At 37.3% G+C, this 24,438-nt stretch carries 20 protein-coding genes and 1 pseudogene; 7 read left to right on the top strand and 14 right to left on the bottom strand.

The window, feature by feature from the left end:
• Positions 1-9: 9 nt before the first annotated feature.
• The 9 genes from KCTC52924_RS15585 to KCTC52924_RS15545 form a co-directional block, all read right to left on the bottom strand.
• Positions 10-3,729: a two-component regulator propeller domain-containing protein gene (locus tag KCTC52924_RS15585; protein ID WP_251805687.1), complete on the bottom strand. Its 3,720-nt coding sequence runs from the start codon at positions 3,727-3,729 to the stop codon at positions 10-12.
• Positions 3,730-4,099: 370 nt separating this feature from the next.
• The gene (locus tag KCTC52924_RS15580) at positions 4,100-5,569 is read right to left on the bottom strand and encodes a M14 metallopeptidase family protein (protein WP_251805686.1); all 1,470 of its coding nucleotides are present in this window, start codon (positions 5,567-5,569) and stop codon (positions 4,100-4,102) included.
• Between the two features lie 4 nt (positions 5,570-5,573).
• On the bottom strand, positions 5,574-6,233 hold the full coding sequence (locus tag KCTC52924_RS15575) for a peptidoglycan recognition family protein (protein WP_251805685.1): 660 nt from the start codon (positions 6,231-6,233) through the stop codon (positions 5,574-5,576).
• 37 nt (positions 6,234-6,270) lie between these two features.
• Positions 6,271-6,690 (bottom strand): 3D domain-containing protein, encoded by a 420-nt coding sequence (locus KCTC52924_RS15570; protein ID WP_251805684.1) that lies wholly within the window; start codon positions 6,688-6,690, stop codon positions 6,271-6,273.
• Between the two features lie 376 nt (positions 6,691-7,066).
• A complete protein-coding gene (locus KCTC52924_RS15565) occupies positions 7,067-7,681 on the bottom strand; it encodes a DEAD/DEAH box helicase (RefSeq protein ID WP_251805683.1) in 615 nt (204 codons plus the stop codon).
• A 221-nt stretch (positions 7,682-7,902) separates the two neighbouring features.
• A complete protein-coding gene (locus KCTC52924_RS15560) occupies positions 7,903-8,748 on the bottom strand; it encodes a 1,4-dihydroxy-2-naphthoyl-CoA synthase (RefSeq protein ID WP_251805682.1) in 846 nt (281 codons plus the stop codon).
• A gap of 84 nt (positions 8,749-8,832) precedes the next feature.
• Positions 8,833-10,074, bottom strand: a complete 1,242-nt coding sequence (locus KCTC52924_RS15555; protein ID WP_251805681.1) for a glycosyltransferase — start codon at positions 10,072-10,074, stop codon at positions 8,833-8,835.
• 15 nt (positions 10,075-10,089) lie between these two features.
• Positions 10,090-11,601 carry a DEAD/DEAH box helicase gene (locus KCTC52924_RS15550; protein WP_251805680.1) on the bottom strand — a complete coding sequence of 504 codons (1,512 nt, stop codon included), beginning with the start codon at positions 11,599-11,601 and terminating at the stop codon, positions 10,090-10,092.
• Between the two features lie 430 nt (positions 11,602-12,031).
• Positions 12,032-12,541 (bottom strand): DUF6155 family protein, encoded by a 510-nt coding sequence (locus KCTC52924_RS15545; RefSeq protein WP_251806026.1) that lies wholly within the window; start codon positions 12,539-12,541, stop codon positions 12,032-12,034.
• 210 nt (positions 12,542-12,751) lie between these two features.
• On the opposite strand from KCTC52924_RS15545, the gene KCTC52924_RS15540 reads away from it, so the two are divergent.
• Positions 12,752-13,615, top strand: a complete 864-nt coding sequence (locus KCTC52924_RS15540; protein ID WP_251805679.1) for an RNA polymerase sigma factor RpoD/SigA — start codon at positions 12,752-12,754, stop codon at positions 13,613-13,615.
• 838 nt (positions 13,616-14,453) lie between these two features.
• Positions 14,454-15,743 carry a dipeptidase gene (locus KCTC52924_RS15535; protein WP_251805678.1) on the top strand — a complete coding sequence of 430 codons (1,290 nt, stop codon included), beginning with the start codon at positions 14,454-14,456 and terminating at the stop codon, positions 15,741-15,743.
• On the opposite strand, the gene KCTC52924_RS15530 is transcribed toward KCTC52924_RS15535, so the two are convergent.
• The gene (locus KCTC52924_RS15530) at positions 15,740-16,135 is read right to left on the bottom strand and encodes an acyl-CoA thioesterase (protein WP_251805677.1); all 396 of its coding nucleotides are present in this window, start codon (positions 16,133-16,135) and stop codon (positions 15,740-15,742) included. The genes KCTC52924_RS15535 and KCTC52924_RS15530 overlap by 4 nt on opposite strands.
• Positions 16,136-16,484: 349 nt before the next feature.
• Between KCTC52924_RS15530 and KCTC52924_RS15525 the strand changes: the two are divergent.
• Positions 16,485-16,898, top strand: a pseudogene (locus KCTC52924_RS15525) (glyoxalase).
• Between the two features lie 78 nt (positions 16,899-16,976).
• Here the strand turns inward: KCTC52924_RS15525 and KCTC52924_RS15520 are convergent.
• A complete protein-coding gene (locus KCTC52924_RS15520) occupies positions 16,977-17,666 on the bottom strand; it encodes a DUF2461 domain-containing protein (RefSeq protein WP_251805676.1) in 690 nt (229 codons plus the stop codon).
• A gap of 93 nt (positions 17,667-17,759) precedes the next feature.
• Here KCTC52924_RS15520 and epsC point away from each other — a divergent pair, with 93 nt between their 5' ends.
• Both epsC and cysM read left to right on the top strand, forming a co-directional pair.
• A complete protein-coding gene (gene epsC / locus KCTC52924_RS15515; RefSeq protein WP_251805675.1) occupies positions 17,760-18,554 on the top strand; it encodes a serine O-acetyltransferase EpsC in 795 nt (264 codons plus the stop codon).
• Positions 18,544-19,428 carry a cysteine synthase CysM gene (gene cysM, locus KCTC52924_RS15510; RefSeq protein WP_251805674.1) on the top strand — a complete coding sequence of 295 codons (885 nt, stop codon included), beginning with the start codon at positions 18,544-18,546 and terminating at the stop codon, positions 19,426-19,428. Before epsC ends, cysM begins: the two co-directional genes overlap by 11 nt.
• A gap of 88 nt (positions 19,429-19,516) precedes the next feature.
• Here cysM and corA read toward each other — a convergent pair whose 3' ends face one another.
• Positions 19,517-20,623 carry a magnesium/cobalt transporter CorA gene (gene corA, locus KCTC52924_RS15505; RefSeq protein WP_251805673.1) on the bottom strand — a complete coding sequence of 369 codons (1,107 nt, stop codon included), beginning with the start codon at positions 20,621-20,623 and terminating at the stop codon, positions 19,517-19,519.
• 192 nt (positions 20,624-20,815) lie between these two features.
• The gene (gene truA, locus KCTC52924_RS15500) at positions 20,816-21,601 is read right to left on the bottom strand and encodes a tRNA pseudouridine(38-40) synthase TruA (RefSeq protein ID WP_251805672.1); all 786 of its coding nucleotides are present in this window, start codon (positions 21,599-21,601) and stop codon (positions 20,816-20,818) included.
• Positions 21,602-21,721: 120 nt separating this feature from the next.
• On the opposite strand from truA, the gene KCTC52924_RS15495 reads away from it, so the two are divergent.
• On the top strand, positions 21,722-22,159 hold the full coding sequence (locus KCTC52924_RS15495; protein ID WP_251805671.1) for a hypothetical protein: 438 nt from the start codon (positions 21,722-21,724) through the stop codon (positions 22,157-22,159).
• 305 nt (positions 22,160-22,464) lie between these two features.
• Positions 22,465-22,947: a hypothetical protein gene (locus tag KCTC52924_RS15490; protein WP_251805670.1), complete on the top strand. Its 483-nt coding sequence runs from the start codon at positions 22,465-22,467 to the stop codon at positions 22,945-22,947.
• A gap of 14 nt (positions 22,948-22,961) precedes the next feature.
• Here KCTC52924_RS15490 and KCTC52924_RS15485 read toward each other — a convergent pair whose 3' ends face one another.
• Positions 22,962-24,431 carry an AAA family ATPase gene (locus KCTC52924_RS15485; RefSeq protein ID WP_251805669.1) on the bottom strand — a complete coding sequence of 490 codons (1,470 nt, stop codon included), beginning with the start codon at positions 24,429-24,431 and terminating at the stop codon, positions 22,962-22,964.
• Between the last annotated feature and the right edge of the window lie 7 nt (positions 24,432-24,438).

The following is a 24,438-nucleotide window of genomic DNA, read 5'->3' as shown; positions in this document are numbered from 1 at the left end:
AATATCAATTTAAACGGAAATATTGCTTTTATATGCCTTAGGACTGCTCCCAAAATGTTTCTTAAACATCTTACTAAAGTATTTGGGATCATTGAATCCACATTCGAAACTAATTTCCGAAATATTAAGGGTTTTATGCCGTAACAAGTACTCTGCTTTCTGCAATCGCAATTCGGAAATGACCTCGGAAGGAGATTTTTTAAGTACTTCCTTAAATATCCGATAACATTTTATTTTGGATATTTCTAGTTGATTCCTCAACTGCTGCACATTAAATGTGGTATTCGCTAAATTGGTCTTAATAATCTCCAAACCTTGTTGGACCATCTTTTCATTAGGGGACAACATTTTGTCACCATCCATTTGTAAATGAAACAGCTGATATTTGGATTGGTCCCTTATAAACTCCTTTCTAATCTCGAGAAGGTTGCATAACTTTTTATTAATAAACGATTCCCTAGCAGGAAGTTGAATAAAAGCATCTACTCCAAGCTCTAATGTCTGCTCTTGCAATAAATGGTCTATTTGTTCTGAAATATAAACCATAGGCAAGCTTACCAATTGGTCCTGATTCTTTATCTGCTGTAATAACGAAATCAATTTCTCCGTAATTGCGCTGTTATAGATTACTAGGCCATGTACATTTGTTTTTTTGATCAGTGAAGAAATAGCGCGAGTAGAATCTTCAAAAAGCAGATTGTAATCCTCATTTAAAAGCAGCTGCCTAGCACTTACAAAATCGCTTTCCTCCCCATAAACAATAATATTAAATCTGTTGGGCATTAGATCTTCCTCCAATTTCAATTGCCTCCAACTTATTTCTTCCTCTAGGGGAACATCCATTGGAACGTTCTCTGCGGGTATGGATAACCACAAATGGATTCCCTCTCCCTTACTTTCCCAATTTAATTCCCCTTCCAGCGTATGGATCAAGGTCATCACCGCCCTAAAATAGGGACTATATTGCTCAATACTGCTTGCATTTTTTGCGAGTATACTGCTATCGGTGTAAATTTCCATTTTAATAAACTCCTCTTTAAGGACTATATCTATTTGTAAATTACAATCCAGTGAACCGTACTTAATAAGGTCTGAAAACAGATACTGAAATAGAAGTTTAAACCGTAGTGCATCCATAAAAATCCAGTTATCCGGTATAGTTTGGGTATGCTTTAAATTGATATTGGATTTGAAGGCGTTCTGGCTCAGGTTTTGCAGCAAATTATTCACAATGGGGCCCAATTTTATGGCCGATTTTCTGGTATCACCTATATCCTTTACCTGATTTAGAAAGTCCCATTCCATTATTAAGTTGGTGAGCTTTCCGGCCTGCTTTTGCAATTTAAATTTCACCGACTGGTCATCCCCTATTCCATTGGTTAAATCCAGTATCTGGTCAATTGGCACCTTAAACTCAGAGAGCGCAAAGGCTTTGAATTTTTCTATTTCAAAATCCTCATTCTTTAATTGATGATGTAGTTCTAAAAGCTCTTCTTTCTGGGCAACAATCTCCTTGTGTTTTTCGTCCAAGATGGTGTTTGCTATAATTAGATCCTTTTTTTGAGCATCTATTACCCCTGTACGTTCCTTGATATTTTGTTCGAGTTCCCGCTGATAGCGCTGCGCTTTTCTATTTTTATCCAAGATCCAATATCCGATGGCAATCAATATAAATATGAAAATTATTAAAAGAAAATACCAAGTCACATAAAAGGGCTTGTTTATCCTCAATGGTATTTTTACCATTTTGGTTCCGGATTTGTCCAGGGAATTTTTTACGATCATAGTATAATCCCCATAAGGGATATCCATATAGGAAATAGGATTGCTGTCAAAGGTATTCCAGTTTTTATCGTATCCAGCCAACTTATACTGTACTTTATTGTTGACGTTGTTGGTAAAGGATATTGGAGTTATTTCCATCGTAAGATTATTATCCGAATAATCCTTTATTAAGAAGGTGTCGTTTTGGGATAGGTTTCCCAGGGTTATCTTAAGCTTTGGTAGTTCTTGGAGAAAATTCATGTTATTGGGAGAGAAAAAATTCATTCCACCAACTCCAGCAAAATATAATGTTCCTTTTATGTCTTTATAATAAGCGCCTTCTGAGAACTCCGCAGCTTGCCAGCCTTCATCTGGGTTTAAACTCATCACACTAAAATCTGTAGTACTGACCATAGCGATTCCCTTGGTAGTACTAATCCAAATTTGATCTCCATAAGGAATTAGGCTGTACACTAGATGGCTGGGGAGTCCTTCTTTCTCCGTAATATTTTTTACCAATCCTTTTTTAAGATCATAAACCGTTATACCACCTAGAGAGGCTATCCAATAATAATTGGTCTTGGGGTCCTTATAAACATCATATATACTATTGCCAAGAGCACCTGTTTTACTGGTAATACTATTCACTTCCCCTGAGTTGTGGTTTAACATCACCATTCCCCTAGTTTCAGTGGCCATTAACACCTCATTTCCCGTGACTACTACTTTTCGAATCAGCAATTGCGATAGCTTGTCTTGGCCCAGAAAGGGCAAAAACGTATTTTTCTCTAGTGAAAACTTAGCCAATCCTCCCCAACAAGCTATCCAAACGTTTTGGCTATTATCCTCAAAAAAAGAATAGTTTCTATTGTTGGGAAAAAGTGAATTTTTTTCAGTCTTAAACGAGTTGATACTACTACCGTTTATCCGTAAAACACCACCGTAGGTACCCACCCATATAGATCCATCCGAGGAAGTGTATAAACTACGTACGCGATTCCAATCTTTGTTTTCCTTGGCCTCAGGAATAATGAATTCAACATATTGTTTCTTGGAGCTATCATAACGGTACAAGCCTTGGTTGTAGTAACCCAACCATAAATTGTTATACTGGTCTTTTGTTATGGCCCGTATGGTCTCATTGGGTAAGTTGGGGAAATACTTTGGGTGGGGCGCTATCAGACTTATTTTTTCAGAATCTTTATACGCCATACTTAACCCACCATCCTTGTGACCCAACCACATATTCCCAAAATCGTCCTCGAATAATTTTTCAATTTCATTGCTGTTAAAACTATATTTGGAATAAGGGTCGTATTGATAATGGTGAATTTCATCGTTGTGAAGATCGGAACTATTGTTAGCTACAATATAGATTCCGTTGTATTTTGTTGCAAACCATATATTGCCTCTAAAATCTTTTATAGATTGGTTAATTTCCACTTCGGGATATTTAATCAATAGTATTGGATCTAAAGAATTTATGTTTTCCGTAAGACTATTTTCACTACTGTAATCGACAAATGTTTCTCCCTTAAAAACATAGGTTTTATTGGATTCCAGTAAGGTTACTAAAACATCTCCCCCCCTTGATATATGAAGGTTTTTAATTTCCGCTTCAAAATCGTAATTACTGAAATTATCCGCGCCTAAGTATTTACTAACCGAGTTATATTCCGTTAATGCCCAAATATGGTTCTCCCTATCCTTGACCAATTGCCGCACCTTGTTGCCCGATATGGAACTTGGATTGTCTTTAGCGTGTTTAAATACTTTAAAACTATTACCGTCATACCTATTTAATCCGTCCCAGGTTGCCACCCACAACATCCCATATTGATCACTGACGATGTCCAAAATAGAATTGTTGGAGAGTCCGTCTTCCGTACTAATAGTTTTAAATTTTATGTTCTGTCCCAATAGTAACAACGGGAACAGCATAAATATTATATAGGCTTTTTTCAATATAATAAGTTTTAAGTCCATCCCAAATTAAGCATAATTACATACCCTTAGGAACAACATTATCTTTTATAATTATAACAATTGCAAAGATGTAAAATCGCAAATAAAATACAAATAGGAGGTATTTCCTTAAAGTAGTAACTTTTTTATAAATCAAATTGATATACAAACATTACTTCCTATCCATCCACCTATTATATCACCCTAAAATCCAACCCGTTGAAGAATATTTCTGATATATCAAAAACAGTTTCATGCCCAAATTAATACTGGCATAGTCCTATCTATATGTAATATTAGCTTGCTTATCATCTTACTTTTTGCATTTTATGGAAGGCCATTGAGTGCATTTTTTCTTCGAAAATTGATCTTATTTAAAGATCATGGCGTTTTTAAATTTCCCATCACCTGTCTTTAAATCGATAAGAAAACCATTGATAACGGCGTATTCGTTTTTTCCGTTCCTTTCCAGAAGAAAGGTAGGATTATTGCCAACCTGTAGATTAAATTTGGGTACCTTGTAATTGGGACCGATGATATTTATCGGCAATTCCCCGAAGCGTTTGTCCTTTGGGATATTGTCTACGCGAATATAGGTGTAGCCCAACTTTAACAAATCTATCACTTTTAGTTTGGACAAATCCCCTAAATTTTTAAAAATATTGGGGTAAATCTTCCCAGGCTTAATAGTATGCTCCTGTGCATCCAAAACCTCATATCCATAAAAAGTGGATAAATCGCCCTGATCCGAAATCTTACTACTGTAATAAAAATTATTATGTGATGGATCATCTACCTCAAATCTGTGGATGCCGACATCCAACTTATACTTTTTCCCCAAGAGATCATAGGTTACACCCTTTAGTTTTAGGTCGAATAATTTTCTGTCATTTTCTGGAATTTTCTCATAGTCGGCAATGGATATATCCTTATAATTCCCATTGGCAATAGTATAAATGGCCGATAGAATGGAAACATAATTTAGCTTTCTAATATACTGTTTCTCTACATCGTCCTTATATCCCCCAGATTCTATCAGGATGGCACTGGTTCCCCATTTTTGAATGTTGTCTCCAAAGGCCCGTGGCTCAAAATCGTCATTGTACCTGCCTACCTGTCCCGGAGCATAGTTTTGAATTATATTATTCATAAAGACAATAACTTTCATAGCGTTGGCCCGTACTTCATTGATATCCTTCTCGTAATTATATGCCGGAGCCAAATAGGAAACGGTGGCTGGTTTATTAGTTCTCTCCGCATTGTAATAGGTGCTCTGATCGTGCAGATTGAAACCGAACTTGGCATTGAGACTGTCGCGCACCCTTTTAAGGGTTTTCCCCTCTGGGGATTGTAACATAAGCGCATCTCTGTTTATATCTATGCCCAGTGCGTTCCTACGGGTATACACTTGGGCACCATCAGGATTTAGCATGGGTAAAAAATGAAGTTTTAAACTTTTAAGGATTTTCTCTTTTTCCTGTTTTAGATTCTCACTCGATAAAAAATTAAGGATATCAAAAATAGCCTGGGTTGCAGTGGGCTCGTCACCATGCATCTGTGACCATAAGAATACATCAATGTTTCCTGTACCAACACTTATTAAAGAAAGGCTTCTACCTTCTATGGATTCTCCCACCTTGTTTACCTGAAACCTAGGGTCCTCCCCTATTTTGCTAATAAGAGGTTGTAGGTCTCCGTGCTTTATCCGCCGTTCAGTAAGGGAATGCTCTTGATACTTTTCATAGGTAGAAAAGAGTTTATCCGTGATATCTACATGTTGTCCAAAAACAGAAAAAACCGCGAATAGGGCAATAATAATTAGGTAGTAGTTGTGTTTCATTTATTTAATTGCTAGTGGGTATAGATTTTAATTGTAGTGCCTTGGTTGCCCTTCTTATTCTTTTGACGAATTTCTCGCCGGGATCCGATTTAACGGTACGGTAAGCATCATTTTTTTCTAACCAAAGATCAGTTCCTTCAAAAAGGGTATACTCATAATGTCCGATTACATAATCGATGTCATATTTCGATGATAAATAGCGAACCAACCATTTATTGGACCTTAATTGTGCTCGGGTCAGTTTTTTATCATCCGTTCCTCCTACGTTTTCTATACCAATGGCACAATGGTTAAGCCCTATAACATGTCTAGCCATTATCGTTTCTGGCATTAGTCGGTATATTTTTCCATCTTGGTCCACTAGAAATTGAGAGGATACATTTAATCCACTTACCGTTGCTATTTCTGGTCTCCAGTTTGGCAATACAGGACTGTTAAAGGCTTGAAAGGACTTTTCAAGAGTAGGAATCACCGTCCAGTGCAAAACAATTATTTTAGGTTTTATAGTAGGTTCCTCCTGTTCTAGGCCATAACGCTCGGACAAATATTCCAAAGTCAGATTTTTTCGTTCTTCGTTAAATACTATGGGCATCTCCAAAATCTCTTTTTTAGCAGCACAAGATACGTTTAGAAGGATAGCTAACAGAATAAAAATACTTCTCATAGGATGAACTTTGAAATTTGCTGTTAAAACTACAAATTCATTCTATTTTTAGGGAATCTTTTTTTACCCTGTAGTATAATGTTACTTTTTTCCTTCCCCATTTTAAGGCACGGCTCTTATCCTCCCCCATATAGATATCTATTCGCTTGTTCCATTTGGAATTCATTTTGTCCTTTACCAAATAAAGGGAACTGTCCCCTTTGATCCTAACCAAGGTATTGTGGTCCAGTCCCAGCGGAATCAGATCTGGGGATACGGCTATAATTTTCATCCCCGGTTGGAGCGTATCGCCCCATGCAGTAATCCCTGGATGTATCTTTGAGGTCTGTGCGGGAAATGAGTTATAGGCGGTTGCCGTTACGCGCAAGGATTTCCATAAATAAATACTTTCTTTCTTATCTTCCTTGCAACCGGAAACTAAGACCGTAAATGCGATTATGGCAACATATCGTCTCACTGACCGAGGTTTAGGATTAATAAGGTATAAGGAGAATTTTTAGTCCCAAATAACAAGATACCTCCTTTTCACCACATTCTGGGGTACTTACATAACATTAATTTCGCTATTGAGGAAGAGGTGGTTACTTTGGCAGTATAAATAAGAAGTAAGATTTTTCATTTTCATATAGTGTTCTCGGAAAAGAGCCCTGTCCTAACGGATAGGGCTCTTTTTAGTTCTCAGCAATTTAGGCTTTAAATTTTCATATGATCCCATATTTGACACATTGGTACATGGACACCTCTTAAAGGAGGTATGTTCGGGAAAAGATAAAATGGAGCGTTAATAAATTAGCTCATTGGCAAAATGACTCATTACTAAATTGACTTATTTATTATTCCTGTTCAATAATATGGGCATTGGCCATAAATAGTTCCTGCATCCGTTCCATGCGTTTGTCGAATTTGGTAGAAAAAATAAGGTACTGACAACGATCTAAGCTTTCTGGGGTGCGTACCAGATCGGAAAACACCTTTGCGCTCGACAAGAATTCGGCATCATCCACAATGAACAACTTTAACTTCCCTAAATTAATTCCGTTTAGGTAAAAAATCTTGTTCAGTCTCTTGGGGGTGGCAATAACGATATCTACTCCCTCAAAAATTTCGTTTCGCTGCGCCTCTATGTTGTGCTCTTCATAAACAGTATAAATACGCAGGTCCATACGATATGTAAAACGTTTAAATGCGCTCTCCAACTCCAAGGCCGAGGCTTTGTCCTTTACGAAAATTAAAGCCCTAGGTGCAACTTCAAATGCAGAGCAGTTTAATTTTTGAAGTGTTCCAATTACAATTGCCGTAGTTTTTCCCGCTCCTTCAGGGGCAATTCCAAAGAGACTTGCACCTCCCTTAATTTTTGGAAGTATTTCTTTTTGGAATTCTGTGGGTGAATTAAATCCTACCCGCTCCAAGGTTTCCTTTAATTGTGGAAGTAATTTTTTAAACGACATATATAATTTTTTTAATTGGCAAATATCAATTTTGCTTACTTACACCACAATTTACCCCAATTTCACAACAAAATGTTTTCCAACTGTGGTTAGTAAGCTACTTTAGAGGTATAGATAACGAAGAAATAAGATTTTCATTTTCATATAGTGTTCTCGAAAAAGAGCCTTGTCCTAACGGATAGGGCTCTTTTTAATTTGGGGAAAAGGTTCGTTAAAACCTCTTATGGAATCCAGTTGTTCTTACCAAAATTTGGTTTTCTTTTTTCTAAGAAGGCATTTCTACCTTCCTTGGCCTCTTCGGTCATATAGGCTAATCTTGTAGCCTCACCTGCAAAAACCTGTTGCCCTACCATACCATCGTCGGTAAGATTCATAGCAAATTTTAACATCTTTATAGAGGTGGGCGATTTTTCCAAAATCTCCAAAGCCCATTCATATGCAGTACTTTCCAATTCGGCATGTGGTATCACTGCATTAACCATTCCCATATCCATAGCTTCCTGGGCGGAATAGCTCCTTCCAAGGAAAAATATTTCCCTAGCCTTTTTTTGTCCTACCATTTTAGCTAAATATGCGGATCCATATCCCCCGTCAAAACTAGTAACATCAGCATCGGTTTGTTTAAATATCGCATGTTCTTTACTGGCCAAAGTTAAATCGCACACCACGTGTAAACTATGTCCACCTCCAACTGCCCAGCCCGGAACAACGGCAATTACAACCTTAGGCATAAACCGGATTAGTCGCTGTACCTCTAAAATATTTAATCGGTGCATACCATCCTCTCCTACATATCCCTTATGTCCCCTAGCCTTCTGGTCGCCCCCACTACAGAAAGAATTCACTCCGTCTTTTGTGGATGGGCCTTCGGCAGAAAGCAGTACTACCCCAATACTGGTGTCCTCCTGAGCATCGTAAAATGCCTGATACAGCTCACTAGTAGTTTTTGGTCTAAACGCGTTTCTAACATTGGGCCTATTAAAAGCTATCCTAGCTACCCCATCACATTTTTTATAGGTTATATCCTCAAATTCCTTTACGACTTTCCAATCGATTTTATTTTGCATGATAAAATTGTATTAATGGCTCCAAAGATACTACTCTTTCACAAACCGCTTGGTAGGGTTCTAGTGGGATGTTACCAAATTATATTAAACTTTCTTGTTTTTTTCCGCTATCCATTTGGACATATATTTAGTGCTTGCAAGGGTATGATGCTGTAGCATAGAACCAATAAAATTCTGGGCACGATGCGATTTCAGATCGAGTTGAATTCCCTCAATTTTCAACAATAACCGCTCTTGAATCAGTTCTTTATCATAAAATTTATTAATTATGGCCACCCCATTCTGTTGCGTATTTTCCCATTCCGTCTTATTTTGATATAACGCAATGGCCGCATTGGCAAATGTCAGGGAGTCGGTTACAATTAGTCCGTTCCACGGTAAAGTAGTACAGATTCCTTCAGCCCCAATAGCGGTAGTAATACTGGGTGTCCCACAAAGCATCCCCTCTAACAACTTTCCTTTAATTCCCGCCCCAAAACTAAGGGGAGCCAAATTTATACGTGCCTGGGAAATTACCTCTCTACTGTCCTTGGCGTGCCCCATAATATAAAATCCCTTTTTTGGATCGTGCATTTGTGTAACACCTATGGGTAAATAGGCGCCATAAACACGTAACTTAGCCCTGGGAAGCTCCTTGTGGATTAAGGGCCATATCTCATTCTTTAGTCGTTTTACAGCATCTACGTTTGGTGCATGTTTCCCATTACCTAAACATATAAAGTCTGATTTTTCATCAAAACTGAGCCAACCTCCACTTTCTTTGGATGTAATTCTAGTAAACATCATGGGTAAATGAAGTACTATACCACTATGTATGTTCAGTGTCTTTTTAAGGAGATCCATTTCGAACAAGGAAATGATGAGGCTTAGGTCTGATCGATATATACTGGCCATTTCCCTTTTAGCAATCTCCGATTCCAACCAATCTTCCTCCGAAAATGGTACGCTTTTTTTATAAGCAATCTGTCTTGCCATCCTTAAGGAGTGTAGATCTTCCGTATCCAAAATGCGAACCGCATCGGGCAGGTATTTGGCAACTTTCCATCCAAACTGCTCCTCGGTCATAAAACGATCAAAAAGCACTGTGGTCGGATTAAGTTCCGTTAGAAAGTCATCAAAGCTATTATGGTTAAGCTGAATCGTTCTTTTACAGACCCCCAACTGCTCCAAATCAAAGGAAAACTCACTTTCTACTGCCGTACTAGCAAAAGTGATCTTGTACCCCTGCTCTAAAAAAAAATGTATCAACTGTAGCATCCTACCTCCAGCGGCAGTAGTATTCGGTTCTGGCCATACATAACCAATAATCAATAAACTTTTTTTCATTTAGCCTTGACCTTACTATATTTTTTGGGCGAATTTCTGGGAAATCTTAGAACGAAGCTTACGTTCATAATCTTCCTCCAACCACTCTTTGTAGTTTTTCGTATTGTTCATGATGCAATACGAGTATTGACGTACCCTATAAGCAATTTCGTCTTTTAATTTCTTTGCCAGGATACGGGCATCAAAAACATCCTCGCTATTTTCCACACATATGTTGGCATGTTGCTCTATACTATTCTCCAAAACGGTTTTGGATTTTTTTCCTTGGGCGAATACACGTTTGTATTCTGCCTTAATATCAAACTCTATATTTTTGGACCTACTAAAAAGCTTTTGTAGGTCAGGAGGCATTTCATAAACAAAATCCTTCTCTATATCCTCATCATTTTTAATATTTTCTAAATAAAAATCCGGAAAATGAAATATTTCCTGCCAATCTATAGGGGCGTTCCACATTCCAAATCTGGCCACATTATTTCCCATATCAATGACGGTAAATTCGTTCTTGTTAGGAAGAATCCTAGACCCCCTACCGATCATTTGAAAATAAAGCGTGAGCGACTTGGTAGCCCTATTCAATATAATGGTCTCCACCGTAGGTTCGTCAAAACCAGTAGTCAATATGCTTACCGAAGTAAGTATGGCATCTGGAGTGTTGGAAAACCATTTTAGGATATCTTTTCGTTCCGTTGCATTATTCTTATTGTCCAAATGGCGAATATTGTAGCCTGCTTTTTTAAAGGTCTCATAAACATATAAGGAAGTGTTTATCCCGTTATTGAAAATTAACGTTTTGGTCCCTTTGGCAATTTCCTCATAGGCATTTACCAGTTTGGAAAGCATGCTCAGATTCCCATAAAGTTCATCCGAGGATTTCACCGTATAGTCTCCGTTGATCCCTAATTTTAGACTCTTAAGGCTAACGTCATAATTATACATATTGGCATTGGCCAGAAATTCCTTTTCTATTAATGAAGTAATGGATTTCCCCACGATCAATTTCTGATAGTGGTCCTTCATGGGAAGTTTAATGTTAGAACTGAGGGGAGTTGCAGTGACCCCAAGGATAATTGAATTTTTAAAATATTTGAATAATTTTCTAAACGAGTTGTAGTGGGCCTCGTCAATAATTACTAGTCCAATATCATTTATTTTAACTTTATCGTCCTGTAACCTATTGTTTAGGGTCTCCACCATTGCTACAAAACACATATATTGGTCCTGATCGTGCAATTCCTTAACCTCGCTATTTATTATTTTGTTCTTTACCCCAAACCCTTTAAGCATTCTGGAGGTCTGACTACTCAATTCAATTCTATGGGTAAGGACTACTACTTTTTTATTGTGTTTTCGAATATACCTTCTAGCAATTTCCGAGAATACGACAGTTTTTCCACCCCCTGTAGGTAACTGGTATAAAAGGTTAAAATCACTAGGTGAATCCTCCAAACATTTAAAAATATTTTGGAGATCTTCTTCCTGGTAATCATAAAGTGTTTTTTCTATACTATTATTAGTCAACTCCAAGCCGATGGGTAATTTTTAAAAATTAAAAACAATCAAACCTTCCAAAATTAAGTGTTTTTATACTTGGATGAAATTAATAGAGCAAAAACATGCCAATAAAATCATTTTATTTTGAATTATTTATAAATCAACTCCAATACTACACTCCCATAATTAAGGACCATTAATGGCATTGGGCTACCTAAAGTTAATAGGCTAACTCTATTTAAGTAGACTGAATTACTTCACTAATAAGAGGGAATAGTTAATTTAGGGTTATTAAGTCAATTATCTCAGGGCAAGCCCTTGAGGCAGCGGACAGTCATTACTGATTACATTTCAACGCCCAACGGAACGGGCAGGCAAGCGTCAGAGCATTCAAATCTCAATTAGTGAGTGAGTTAACGAGATGTATCTCCTAAAACTAGTTTTCAAGATGTAGCCATATTCTCTAATCTAAGATATCGAGACTTTTTGAAAAATCTTCTTGGTAGGGCCAATCATTCTCTGTTGTAAAGCGATAGCACGCTACAATCCGATCCTTAAATTGAGATAACAGTCCGTTTAAAGAAATGTACCGGACCAATTCGTTAAATGACTTTTCCATACTCTTGTAAAAGGTCGTAGGAATATTTTTGTTTATTGAATAGGTCTGTGCTATTTCCAAATTATACAACATTAGGTCTGCCGTAAAATGCGGATCTACTCCTAGGGTAATAAAATGTTTTATGAACTTTTGGGCTACAGATCTTCTTGCCTTGGCCCGTTTTCTTCTCTGTGGAAAATATTCGTTAGAGATCTTTACCTTGGCATCTTGCACCAATTTATCTTCCTTGGGATTAAAAACAAAATCATAGTATTCTTTGACTATGGGGAATCTGGTATACAAGTCTATCAATTGAGATTCTAACTCTTTCTTTTTCAACTCGGACAAGTACTTTGTCAATGCTCTTTTACTCATTAATCCTTGATTAGTTCCGTCCATTCCAAGGGGAATTATAATGGATTGTTAACGGGACAAGCGATGAAATTAATAAATAAAAAAAACATACCGTCTATCAATATCATAAACTTATCACAAATTAGCGTAACAAACTCGTAAAGCCTTGGAAAAGACATAATAATAACGTATAATGATAGATTAATAGCTAAATTTCTAAGACAAATATATATGAGGCAACTAAAGATTATCAAGCAGGTTACCAATAGGGAGTCAAAATCATTGGATAAATATCTGCAAGATATCAGTAAAATTGATTTGATTACGGCCAATGAGGAGGTAGAATTAGCTCAAAAGATTAGGGATGGCGATCAATTGGCATTGGAAAAACTCACCACGGCCAACCTAAGGTTTGTTGTTTCAGTAGCGAAACAATACCAAAATCAAGGTCTAACCTTACCTGATTTAATCAATGAAGGTAACGTAGGATTGGTTAAGGCCGCTAAACGGTTTGATGAAACGCGGGGATTTAAGTTTATTTCCTATGCGGTATGGTGGATTAGGCAAGCCATTCTACAAGCTTTGGCAGAACAATCTAGGGTAGTACGACTACCTTTGAACAAAATTGGATCGATCAATAAAATAAAAAGGACCTTTTCCTACTTGGAGCAGGCCCATGAACGTCCGCCCTCTGCAGAAGAAATCGCTAAAGAATTGGACCTATCTATTAGAGAAGTAGAACAGTCCATGAAAATTTCTGGTAGGCATGTTTCTATGGACGCCCCTTTAAAGGAAGGTGAGAATTCCAATCTTTATGATGTATTGAGTTCTGGAGAATCGCCCAGACCTGATAAAAAATTATTGCTTCAATCCTTAAATACTGAGATTAACAGAGCCTTGGATACCTTGTCTCCAAGAGAGGCAGATGTAATAAAATTATATTACGGAATTGGAGACCACCAAGCCATGACCCTTGCGGAAATTGGACTTACATTCGATTTAACTAGGGAAAGAGTAAGGCAGATAAGGGAAAAGGCAATCAGAAAACTGCGCCATAATTCCAGGAATAAAATGTTGAAAACGTATTTGGGATAGTTCTTCAATAAACAATAACTATCTATAAATGATATATCCGTAAAGTAGCCTGAGAAAAAACCGTTTGAAAATTTAATCTTCAATGGTCTTCAAAAATATTCTCAATTAGGCTCATTTGGAATCCAATCTTTTATAGATAGTTTTTTTATGTTCTTACTTTTAGGAAATAGTTAATTTGTTGATATGAAATTCAATTAAAATTCTATTTAAATCTTCAATAAAGTGTAGGTAGGCTGCATTGTCAAAATTTTGATTTGCCATACAATTGTTTTTTTTATAGATTTAGATAACTAGTAAACTACATATAGTCTAACGCTACCAATTCGTTTAAACTTAAAATTTCATTTAAATCCTGAAGGAACTTCAGGTACTCCTCTCCGTAGGTGTCATATAACATAATAAGACTTGGTTTAGTTAATTAAAGTTTAGGGCAATTCTTATATTGTAAACATATATATTATCTGTTTTTCTGGCAATAAAATGTGGTGTACAGGACTATTATTGTTGTCAATTACAAATATCCTATGGTGGGTAGTGTAAGCTCCCCTAAATCCGAAACATCTTCGCTATTGTAGAATTCTCATCTCCAATTTTGTATATCTGCCACATTTGACTCTAAAATTCCTGCTTTCCGTTCCCTAGGTTTCGTATTTTGTTGCCAAATAGCGTTATTTGCAAGTCTTATACCAAATAATATGACCGAATATGGGTCGCAAGTACTAATGAAGATTTGTGATCCTGACCGCCGTAGATAGGTTTACATACCCGTTCTGGAGTTTACCTGCCGGAGGTAGGCGCAGTCGAAATATGACCGTTAAAAAACAATAAATAGCTACATATGAAACAATTTATAGGATTTATCTGCTTACTGGCAATTGTAGCCTGTAAGGATAAACAAGAAAAGAAAGAAATATCATTGGAAGAGAAAGCCCTCAAGATCCATGAAGAGGTAATTACCATAGACACCCATATAGATATAAATGTCGCCAATTTTACTGATACCATCAACTACAGCCAACGGTTGGACAATCAAGTGAATCTCCCTAAATTAAAAGATGGTGGACTGGATGTTTCTTGGCTGATTGTCTACACAGGGCAAGGCGAGCTAAATGCTGAAGGATACGCCAAGGCAAAAGAAAATGCAATGTCCAAATTTGATGCCATCCATAGACTCTGTGAAGAGATTGCACCAAATGAAATAGAGTTGGCTTATAACTCTAGTGATGTTCGAAGGATTGTGAAATCTGGGAAAAAAGTGGCGATGATAGGGGTAGAAAATGCCTATCCAATTGGAGAGGACTTATCGGAATTTGAAAATTATTACAATTTAGGTGCTAGATATATATCCCTATCCCATAACGGCCATAGCCAATTTTGCGATTCCAATACTGGTGAAGCCGACAACGTATGGCTTCATAACGGTCTTAGCGAATTAGGAAGGAAGGCTGTGGCAGAAATGAACAGATTGGGAATTATGATCGATGTATCCCATCCTTCCAAAGAATCCATGAAACAAATGATAGCCTTATCTAAAGCACCAATTATTGCTTCCCACTCCTCTGCACGGGCTCTTTGTGGTCACAGTAGAAATTTAGACGATGAGCAATTGCTGATGATGAAGGAAAATGGTGGCGTAGTGCAAACTGTGGCTTTTAGCTCCTATCTAAATACGGAAAAACACGAGGTATATACTAATTATATGCGTGACCTTAATAGGCAGGTAGCGGACTCTTTGGGGGTAGATTGGTACGAAAGATTTCAACTGGCGGACTTATCCGAGGAGCAGCGGATTAATTTTAGGGAGATTTCTCCCAGAATAGTGGAAATTGCCAAATCGAAAGCAACCCAAGATCAAAACGCACCTGAAGATGTCAGTGTATCCGACTTTGTGGATCATATTGATTATATGGTGAAATTGATTGGAATTGACCATGTGGGTATTAGTTCAGATTTTGATGGTGGCGGTGGCATATTAGGCTGGACCGATGCTTCGGAAACCAAAAATGTCACCTTGGAATTGGTGAAAAGAGGATATAACCAAGAAGAGATCGCCAAACTTTGGGGAGAAAATTTACTTCGGGTAATGGATCAGGTACAACAAGTGGCTAATGCAGCCACTATGAATTAAACTGGAGAGGATAAACGGTCCCTTACGAATTCTATTCTGGTTTTTCCATGTGGCATCGGTTTTCCGTCGCCCCCTAGATTTACCATTATGATATTTTCTACGGTAACAATGGTTTCCCTAGTCATTTTATTGCGAACTTCACATTTAAGCGTTAAGGAAGTCCTCCCAAAATGAACCACATCTATACCAATTTCAACGATGTCTCCTTTTAAAGCGGTACTCATGAAGTTTATTTCTGACATATATTTGGTTACCACCCGTTTGTTCTCCAATTGAATAATGCTATATAAAGCGGCTTCTTCATCTATCCACGCCAGAAGCTTCCCCCCAAATAAAGTATTGTTCGCATTTAGGTCTTCTGGTTTCACCCATTTTCTTGTATGAAATCTCATAGTTTTCTAAGTTTTTTCGAAAAATAGGGAAACATATTGACCCAAATACATTGCAAGGTTAGAAATGTTTCAAGTTTTAAACATTTCTAAATATCGATCTCTTATTTTATTCGTTATGGAAATAAAACGGGGCTATAATGAGGAAGACAACAATCCGTTACACTTGAATTATAAGAGAATGTATCTATAAAATAATCTTACGGCTACTAATATTTTTCCACTAATCATCAATTCAGCTTTCCTTAATCCAATATCCCATTCATAATGTTCATAACCTCGTTTAAAACTATAATCTGCCAACCCACTTCCCGAACAGGCTAATCCTTATCTTTATAAAAACACCATAGATATGAGCAATAGAACAGATTATCTTTTGGAGATTAGACCTCATATACCTTCCGCATTAATAACCGATAATATGAGTTTGGGAGAGCAGTTTCAAAACAGAACATTACGCCCCATCATTAAAATGCAAAATCCATTATTGGTACTGGTCCTTAAAAATTATATCGCCAAACACAAAAATGGGTTTTATGAATTGGGATTACAAAATCGATTATATTTTATTGGAAATTCTATTCAGAAGGATATCAAATTTAGAAACTCCCTTAAAGGCATTATTATAGGGTAATTTACAGAGGAGGAATACACGCTTTATATCCAAAATTCATCGTCCTTAAACAAACGTATGATGCAAATTGTCATAGAACGGTTAAAGGACCAAATTCAATTATTTGAAAACGGAGCTCTTGCGCTACATTAAAACTAAATTAACAGACAGGATAATCGTAGATTTTGTACGGCTTTAGCGCAACTAAAAACTAACTGCCATACAATTGTCCTAATCGTACACCGACTCCCCATTTAAATCAGTGGTAAGAACTTCACTCATATAATCAAAATAGGGGCGAATTTTTTGGAAAGCGCTGTTTATATCGTCCATAAATTTATCGGACAATACTTCCTCGTCCGTGAAATTTTTTACAAAAATAAATTGTTTCCTTTTAATCAGGTCGATATTCTCGTGTTCCTTATCAAATCCCATAGGGGCTAATTTTAATTCATCGCCCTTCATTTCTCCCCAAACATCTTTTAAACCTTTATCATTTATAATGGCCCTAATCTCTGAACTGTCCAGTTCAAACTCCTTCCTTATCCGTAATAAATCTTCTTTGTTCGGTTCCCAGAACCCCGCCGCTAAGAATGATTTTCCAGGCTTTAATTGCACGTAATACCCTCCTCTTAAGCGTACTCCCGCTCTAGAGAAGGACGCTGCAAAATGTGATTTATACGGGGTTTTATCTTTGGAAAATCTAACATCTCTGTAAATTCGGAATAGCTTTAATTTTTCTATATCATCATGCAGCTTTAATTTATTCATAAGGTGTTTGAAGAAATTTTTTACAGTTGCCTCCTGTTCCTTAAACGCTGCCTTATGCTCGGTAAACCACTCCCTGGTATTGTTGTTTTCCAGCTTATCTAAAATTTGTAAGACCTCTTTCGTAATGACTTCCTGTTGTGTACGACTCATTTGACTTTAACTTTGTGCTAAAGTTAACCAATTTGGCTTCTCGTAATTTTGAAAATAATGGTTAAATTTGAATTCCTATAAAGGATATTGCAAATGAATAAAGCATTGATCATAAAGAATATTAAGGAACACAAAACGCAGCCCAATCTTCGATTTGTTTTAAAGGAAAAAACAGAACAGTTTACGGATCGTATGTTTTACACCTTGTTCGACATTGATACTCCTGTGGAAGAGAATCTGGATATACTAGAAAAAGAATTTGATGAATTGGTAAATTTAGCCTGTTGGCGGATGGATAAGCCCTGTAAAAAAGTTTGGGAAAACTATGTGGTTCAATTGCCGATAATTCTAGAAAAATTAAATCTGGACGCTCAGGCCATAGTTCAGTGCGATCCCGCCTCTTTATCAATTGAAGAAGTATATATGGCGTATCCAGGGTTCCATGCCATAGCTATCTATAGGTTAGCACATGAATTATACAATGCTGGATTCCCACTTGTTCCTAGATTGATGACGGAATATGCCCATAGAAAGACAGGGGTGGATATTAACCCTGGGGCTAAGATAGGGAAGTCTTTTTTTATTGATCATGCCACAGGTGTCGTCATAGGAGAGACGGCCGTTATAAAGGATAACGTAAAAATTTATCAGGGAGTTACTTTGGGCGCCCTGTATGTAGCTAAAGAACTTCAAAAAACTAAGCGGCACCCCACAATTGAGGATAATGTTACCATTTATGCCAATGCCACTATACTTGGAGGGGAAACCGTAATTGGAAAAAACACCGTAATTGGGGGAAATGCATGGTTAACAAAATCAGTACCGGCCAACTCAACTGTTTTTCACTCCCCAGAAATCAAAATAAAAACTATTCCACATGTCTTATAGCATATTGGAGACCATAGGAAACACACCTCTGGTAGTATCCAAAAAACTTAATCCCAATCCCAACGTAATGCTTTATTTTAAGATGGAAGGCCATAATCCTGGCGGTAGCGTTAAAGATAGGGCTGCCCTCAGCATGATAAAAGGAGGATTGGAAAGAGGCGATTTCAATAAAAACTCAAGGTTGATAGAGGCCACAAGTGGCAATACCGGAATTGCCCTAGCTATGATTGCAGGTCTTTACGGTCTGGATATAGAATTGGTTATGCCCGAAAATTCTACCAAAGAACGAGTGCAGACCATGCGGGCATATGGAGCCAAGGTAACGCTTACTCCAGCAGATGTAGGTATTGAAGGCGCAAGGGACTATGCTGAGGCCAAGGTAGCAAAGGAAGGATTCTATATGATAAACCAATTTTCAAATGATGATAATTGGAAAGCCCACTACCATAGTACCGGACCGGAAATCTGGAGAGACACCCAAGGGGAAATTACCCATTTTGTGTCCTCCATGGGTACCACTGGGACCATTATGGGAACATCAACTTTTCTTAAGGAAAAGAATTCCCAGATTCAGATCGTGGGCGTTCAACCTAGCGACGATGCCAAAATACCCGGGATACGCAAATGGCCAGTGGAATATCTTCCTAAAATATTTGATCCCAAAAAAGTGGATTCGGTTTTAGAGGTCAGTGAGAAGGAAGCCATAGATATGGCAAAAAGATTGGCTAAGGAAGAAGGAATATTTGCTGGCATGAGCAGCGGTGGAGCAGCTGCAGCAGCTATTAAATTGGCCCAGACCATAGATAGCGGCGTCATAGTTTCCATTATTTGTGATCGGGGAGACCGGTATCTTTCGTCTGATCTGTTTCTCTAATATTTAGGTTTTACAGGAAATTTGATCCCAATGACCATGGCAAAGTAAGCAATGTTACTCCAACAATTATTTTTGAATGTATGGGCGCTTATAACCATCGTTTTCTTTTGAAAAAGATGAGTAATCCCACAAAAATAAGGATCATAAGACCCCATACGTAAAAGTAACCATATTGCAAATGTAATTCAGGAATGTAGTCGAAGTTCATACCGTATACTCCAGCTATAAAAGTAAGGGGTATAAAAATGGAGGCCATTATAGTCAGTACCTTCATTACCTCGTTCATCTTATTACTAATATTGCTAATATACATTTCCATTAAACTCATGGACATCTCCCGATACACCTGTAATGTTTCATTTATTTCCGTACTGTGATCCATAGCATCACGAAGAAAAAGCTTGGTGTCCTTGGAGATCAATGGATGCTCAGAGTCTATTAATCGGCTTACCAGCTCCTTTACAGGGTAGATCCAACGCCTAATCTTAAGGACTTCTTTTTTTAATTCTTGGATCTGTTGAGCAATCTCGGGTCTAGGGTGCTGATATACCTCCTCCTCCAATATTTCAATTTTGGTATTGACATTCTCCAATATCACAAAATAGTTATCTATAATAGCATCTAATAAGGCAAAAAATAAATAATCGGCACCTTTTACCCTTATCCTTCCCGTCTTGTTATTAATTCTATTGCGAATCCCATTAAAAACATCTCCTTTTAATTCCTGTAAAACGAGTACTGTATTTTCCATTAAAACAATGGCTACATGTTCTGCTACAAGCTCATTGTTTTCATCAAAATAGAGCATATTAAATACACTGAAAATATAATTTTCATACTCATCTATTTTGGGACGCTGATGGGTATTAACAGCATCTTCAATAGAAAGTGGATTTAGGTTAAAGGAATTCCCAAGTTTCTCTATAAATAGTTCATCACTTAGGCCAATAACATCTATCCAAGAAATAGATGGAGTATCCTTAAAAGCCACTATCTTATTAAAATGCTCTGGATTATAGACATCCAATTCATGTTCTTCTAATTGACGCTCATTGTATTCCAGGACGCTAACAGTACTCTTTTCCCCTTCCCTATCCCCCATATAGATAACACTTCCGGGAGCCTTCCCCATCTTTGCCGCCCTCCTAGATATTTTTTTTTGCGTAGTCTTTGCCGTACCCTTTTTTTTATTCATTATTTTTTGATTTAAACATACCTTTGGTTGGCCAATGAATCACTAATTTAAGCATTCAAAATACGCCTTTATCCACTTATTAAAACATTTAACCGTACTACTTATGGCTATCGGAACTGTAGGGGGGAAATCGAACGATGTCCCCCATAACTTTAGTAAACCAATCTAATACCTCTTCACAAATACTACTTTTCAATCAAAATCCAACTTATTTAGCATTAACCCCGATCCTGGTGCAACATAGGTAAGGGTGGTAGTACTGGTATTTAGGAGCGATTCTTTAATATCCGATACAAGAAGTTCCCCTTTCCCTACTTGAATCAAGGCTCCCATTATCATCCTAATTTGATATCTCATAAATCCCGCTCCACATATGTGCAGGGCATAACTGGTTTCTGGAAAAAAGTTGGCCTTTAAAATAGTATTTATTTTAATTTGGCAAGAGTCAATGGTCCTAACCACCTTGGTATTGGACTGTAACCGTGCTGTATATGCCGAGAAATCATGGGTACCAACAAACAACTCCGCGCATTTAATCATTAGGTCTATGTCCAAATCGTCTATAATATTTGCTAAAAAAGGAGCACAGTAAGGATGGTTCTTTTCGCCAAATGAAAAAAGGTATACATACTCCTTTTGCCTACTGTCCTTTATAATATTAAATTCTTGGTTTACCTCTTCCAATCCAACAACCCTAATATCTGAAGGAAGATTGGTATTAAAGTCCCGTATAAAACCGTCCATATCCTTCAAAGGATCGTCGAAAAGAAATAATTCGAATGCCATATCCAAGGCTGATACTTTGGCATCTGTTCTCCCGGCACCCAAAATTTTAAATTTTGAGTCGGGCAAAATAAATTTTAACGTTTTTGTCAACATTCCCTCCACAGTTTTATGCTGAGGTTGTTTTTGCCAACCGCTGAACCTAAATCCCAAATATTGTACGCGAACCAAATAGTAGTATTTTTTTCTATGCATTTTATCTTCCAATATAATTTATTGCGTTACCAATTGGTTTCAGATTAAAATACCTAATAGCTATTGTAACCAAATTTAATGTAAATTGTCCTCAACAATATTACTCTAAACCAACCAAAAATGACAGAAAAACTAATAGTAAAACCACCAATGTGGTTTTGGATTATAGGTGTAATTGCACTTATTTGGAATTTAATGGGGGTATCTGCATACCTCATGGATGCTTTTATGAGTGCAGAGGCATTACAGACCTTACCAGAAGCAGAGCGATTGCTCTATGAATCTAGACCTATATGGGCCACGGCCTGCTATGCAGTGGCCGTTTGGGCCGGACTTGCAGGAGCAGTTGGGTTATTGTGGAAAAAAAAATGGGCCAAAACGGCTTTTATGCTATCCTTGGCAGGCATTCTTCTACAACAACTTTACCATTTTTTCCTAAGCAATACTTTTGAAGTCCTTGGCAGTGCTGCTATGGCATTCCCCATTGTTATTATACTTATTGGGATTGGACTGGTGGCCTTTGCAAATTATTCTATCAAACAAAAATGGCTGATCTGAGGCTAGCGTCAATAGAGCAAGCTCGCTGGTGTTAAACATACCCCCTTTTTCTATTCGGCCTAATAAAAGGGAGAAGGGGTATTCTGCAGTTATTAATTTTCAAAAATTAGTGGAAAGCGACAATCATTCATATTATTTGTCAAGCATCTATTCCTTACTTTTCCTGTGATCGATAAAATTAGCATCCACAGTTCAGGAAGTTATTATTCCGTCTTAGAATTCCATCTCTTCAACGATATTTTTCATATAAGCAGTTTTTAAATCGTAATTATGTTTAAAGTTTCCTAAAAAATTCCCGTATAAAGATGGTGAACAAGAAAAATTTACGAGCTATTAAAATCAATCTTACCATATCCGTTAACGTTTTGATTGTCTTGATTTTTTTTAACTTTTATGGGTTGTACAGCAATCAATTCCATTTTAAAAATGCTGTAAATTTTATCTTTCCCATTATTACTTTAGTCCATTTTGTTTATCTGTATGTACTATGGTTTAAGATTTCCGAAAATGAATATCCGGATGTGATCATGAAAAATTTAGAATATGTGATGTACGGGGTACTTGTGGTTTATTTTTATGAAATATTCGAAACAGGATTATTACTAAGTTCGTTTACTAAATTTGAAGGGCATATTATTCCAAGCACCTTTCTTCCCATGGGAATTTTAATTCTTGGTTTACAGGTTTTTTTGGCCATCTGTACTATTTGGGCCTTTTTTATTCGGAAAAGGATAATCGGAAATTATAATTTTGATTATCTAAACAATCATATTGATTCCCACAGTTAACTCCTTTTTTTATTCTAAAGACCACTTATAAAACTCCCGTATATGTCTTTTATCTGATAGCCTTTAACGAAGCGCTGTTTGCTCAACTTTTTGTAGCCCACCAAACCCCATAGCAATAATTCCTTTAGGAAGTAAATATCCTTTTTTTCAAAATTGGGCTGGTATTCTTGTATTAGCTGATCTAGGGCCGGGATACTATCTAGTTTCTTTTTATATTCCCCGTCTTTGTCATCATCCAGCAACTCGAACCCCTCACCTTCAAAGAACCAACTCAATAATTCGTCATAAGGCCCTTGAACATCCTTGCGCTCCAATTTTTCTATTTTAGGGAAGTAGTCCGAAAAAATGGTTTTAACCGCATCTTCGATCAAAATTTCTGCCACACTTCCTGCGCCTTCCTGTTCTCCTTCATAAACCAATTCTATTTTACCGGTTATGGAGGGAATTACCCCCATAAAATCCATCAGTCGCAATTGGGTAGTAGTATTCCCATTTTTTAAGATCCTTCGTTCAGCTGTGCTCAACAAGTTTTCAAATGAGGTGATGCTCATTCTGGCACTTATACCACTTTTGGGATCAACATATTCGCTTTTTCGCGCTTCAATACTTATTTGTTCCACTAAATCCCTTGCAAGATCCGGAACATAAACGGCATCAAGCTGTTGCGGATCTATTCTGGATTCTTGTTCTGTAATCTTACGGGCGGTTGCAATGTCCTCTGGATAATGGGTGAGTATCTGCGATCCAATCCTATCTTTTAGGGGCGTAACAATACTCCCCCTGTTGGTATAATCCTCAGGATTGGCCGTAAATACAAATTGCAGGTCCAATGGTAAGCGCAATTTAAACCCTCTAATTTGTATATCCCCCTCCTGTAAAATGTTGAAAAGCGAAACTTGTATCCTGGCCTGGAGATCAGGTAGCTCATTAATCACGAAAATACTTCTATTGGCTCTTGGGATCATCCCAAAATGGATCACCCTTTCATCTGCATAGGACAATTTTAAATTTGCTGCCTTTATAGGGTCTACATCCCCTATTAAATCGGCCACTGTAACATCTGGGGTCGCTAATTTTTCAAAAAATCGTTCATTCCTATGAATCCAACTGATTGGGGTATCATCTCCCCGCTCCTTGATCATTTCTATGGCGAACCTAGAAATGGGATCCGTGGGATCATCATTGATCTCGGACCCTGCAACGATGGGAATATATTCGTCCAAGAGATTTACCATTAACCGCGCCAACCGAGTTTTAGCCTGACCCCTTAAGCCTAAAAGGTTAATATTGTGCCGGGATAAAATTGCGCTTTCCAATTCCGGGATTACAGAATTCTCATATCCCCATACCCCTGTAAAGGCGTCTTGGCCCGACTTAATTTTATGTATTAAATTATCTCTTAATTCATCCTTTATCTTTTTTGTTTTATAACCAGCTTTTTTTAGAGCTCCTATAGTTTGAATTTCCGTATGGTTCAATTTCATAATTTGA

It is taken from the genome of Arenibacter antarcticus (genome assembly GCF_041320605.1).
Classification (GTDB): domain Bacteria; phylum Bacteroidota; class Bacteroidia; order Flavobacteriales; family Flavobacteriaceae; genus Arenibacter; species Arenibacter antarcticus.
This window is presented reverse-complemented; position numbering and strand designations above follow the sequence as displayed.

Bases quoted from the DNA above. Each gene is read 5' to 3' on its own strand.
- KCTC52924_RS15535 (WP_251805678.1), top strand. From the start codon at position 14,454: ATGAAACAATTTATAGGATTTATCTGCTTACTGGCAATTGTAGCCTGT.
- KCTC52924_RS15580 (WP_251805686.1), bottom strand. From the start codon at position 5,569: ATGAAACACAACTACTACCTAATTATTATTGCCCTATTCGCGGTTTTT.
- KCTC52924_RS15530 (WP_251805677.1), bottom strand. From the start codon at position 16,135: ATGAGATTTCATACAAGAAAATGGGTGAAACCAGAAGACCTAAATGCG.
- KCTC52924_RS15560 (WP_251805682.1), bottom strand. From the start codon at position 8,748: ATGCAAAATAAAATCGATTGGAAAGTCGTAAAGGAATTTGAGGATATA.
- KCTC52924_RS15520 (WP_251805676.1), bottom strand. From the start codon at position 17,666: ATGAGTCGTACACAACAGGAAGTCATTACGAAAGAGGTCTTACAAATT.
- KCTC52924_RS15565 (WP_251805683.1), bottom strand. From the start codon at position 7,681: ATGTCGTTTAAAAAATTACTTCCACAATTAAAGGAAACCTTGGAGCGG.
- corA (WP_251805673.1), bottom strand. From the start codon at position 20,623: ATGAATAAAAAAAAGGGTACGGCAAAGACTACGCAAAAAAAAATATCT.
- KCTC52924_RS15540 (WP_251805679.1), top strand. From the start codon at position 12,752: ATGAGGCAACTAAAGATTATCAAGCAGGTTACCAATAGGGAGTCAAAA.
- cysM (WP_251805674.1), top strand. From the start codon at position 18,544: ATGTCTTATAGCATATTGGAGACCATAGGAAACACACCTCTGGTAGTA.
- truA (WP_251805672.1), bottom strand. From the start codon at position 21,601: ATGCATAGAAAAAAATACTACTATTTGGTTCGCGTACAATATTTGGGA.
- KCTC52924_RS15575 (WP_251805685.1), bottom strand. From the start codon at position 6,233: ATGAGAAGTATTTTTATTCTGTTAGCTATCCTTCTAAACGTATCTTGT.
- KCTC52924_RS15545 (WP_251806026.1), bottom strand. From the start codon at position 12,541: ATGAGTAAAAGAGCATTGACAAAGTACTTGTCCGAGTTGAAAAAGAAA.
- epsC (WP_251805675.1), top strand. From the start codon at position 17,760: ATGAATAAAGCATTGATCATAAAGAATATTAAGGAACACAAAACGCAG.
- KCTC52924_RS15485 (WP_251805669.1), bottom strand. From the start codon at position 24,431: ATGAAATTGAACCATACGGAAATTCAAACTATAGGAGCTCTAAAAAAA.
- KCTC52924_RS15495 (WP_251805671.1), top strand. From the start codon at position 21,722: ATGACAGAAAAACTAATAGTAAAACCACCAATGTGGTTTTGGATTATA.
- KCTC52924_RS15555 (WP_251805681.1), bottom strand. From the start codon at position 10,074: ATGAAAAAAAGTTTATTGATTATTGGTTATGTATGGCCAGAACCGAAT.
- KCTC52924_RS15490 (WP_251805670.1), top strand. From the start codon at position 22,465: ATGGTGAACAAGAAAAATTTACGAGCTATTAAAATCAATCTTACCATA.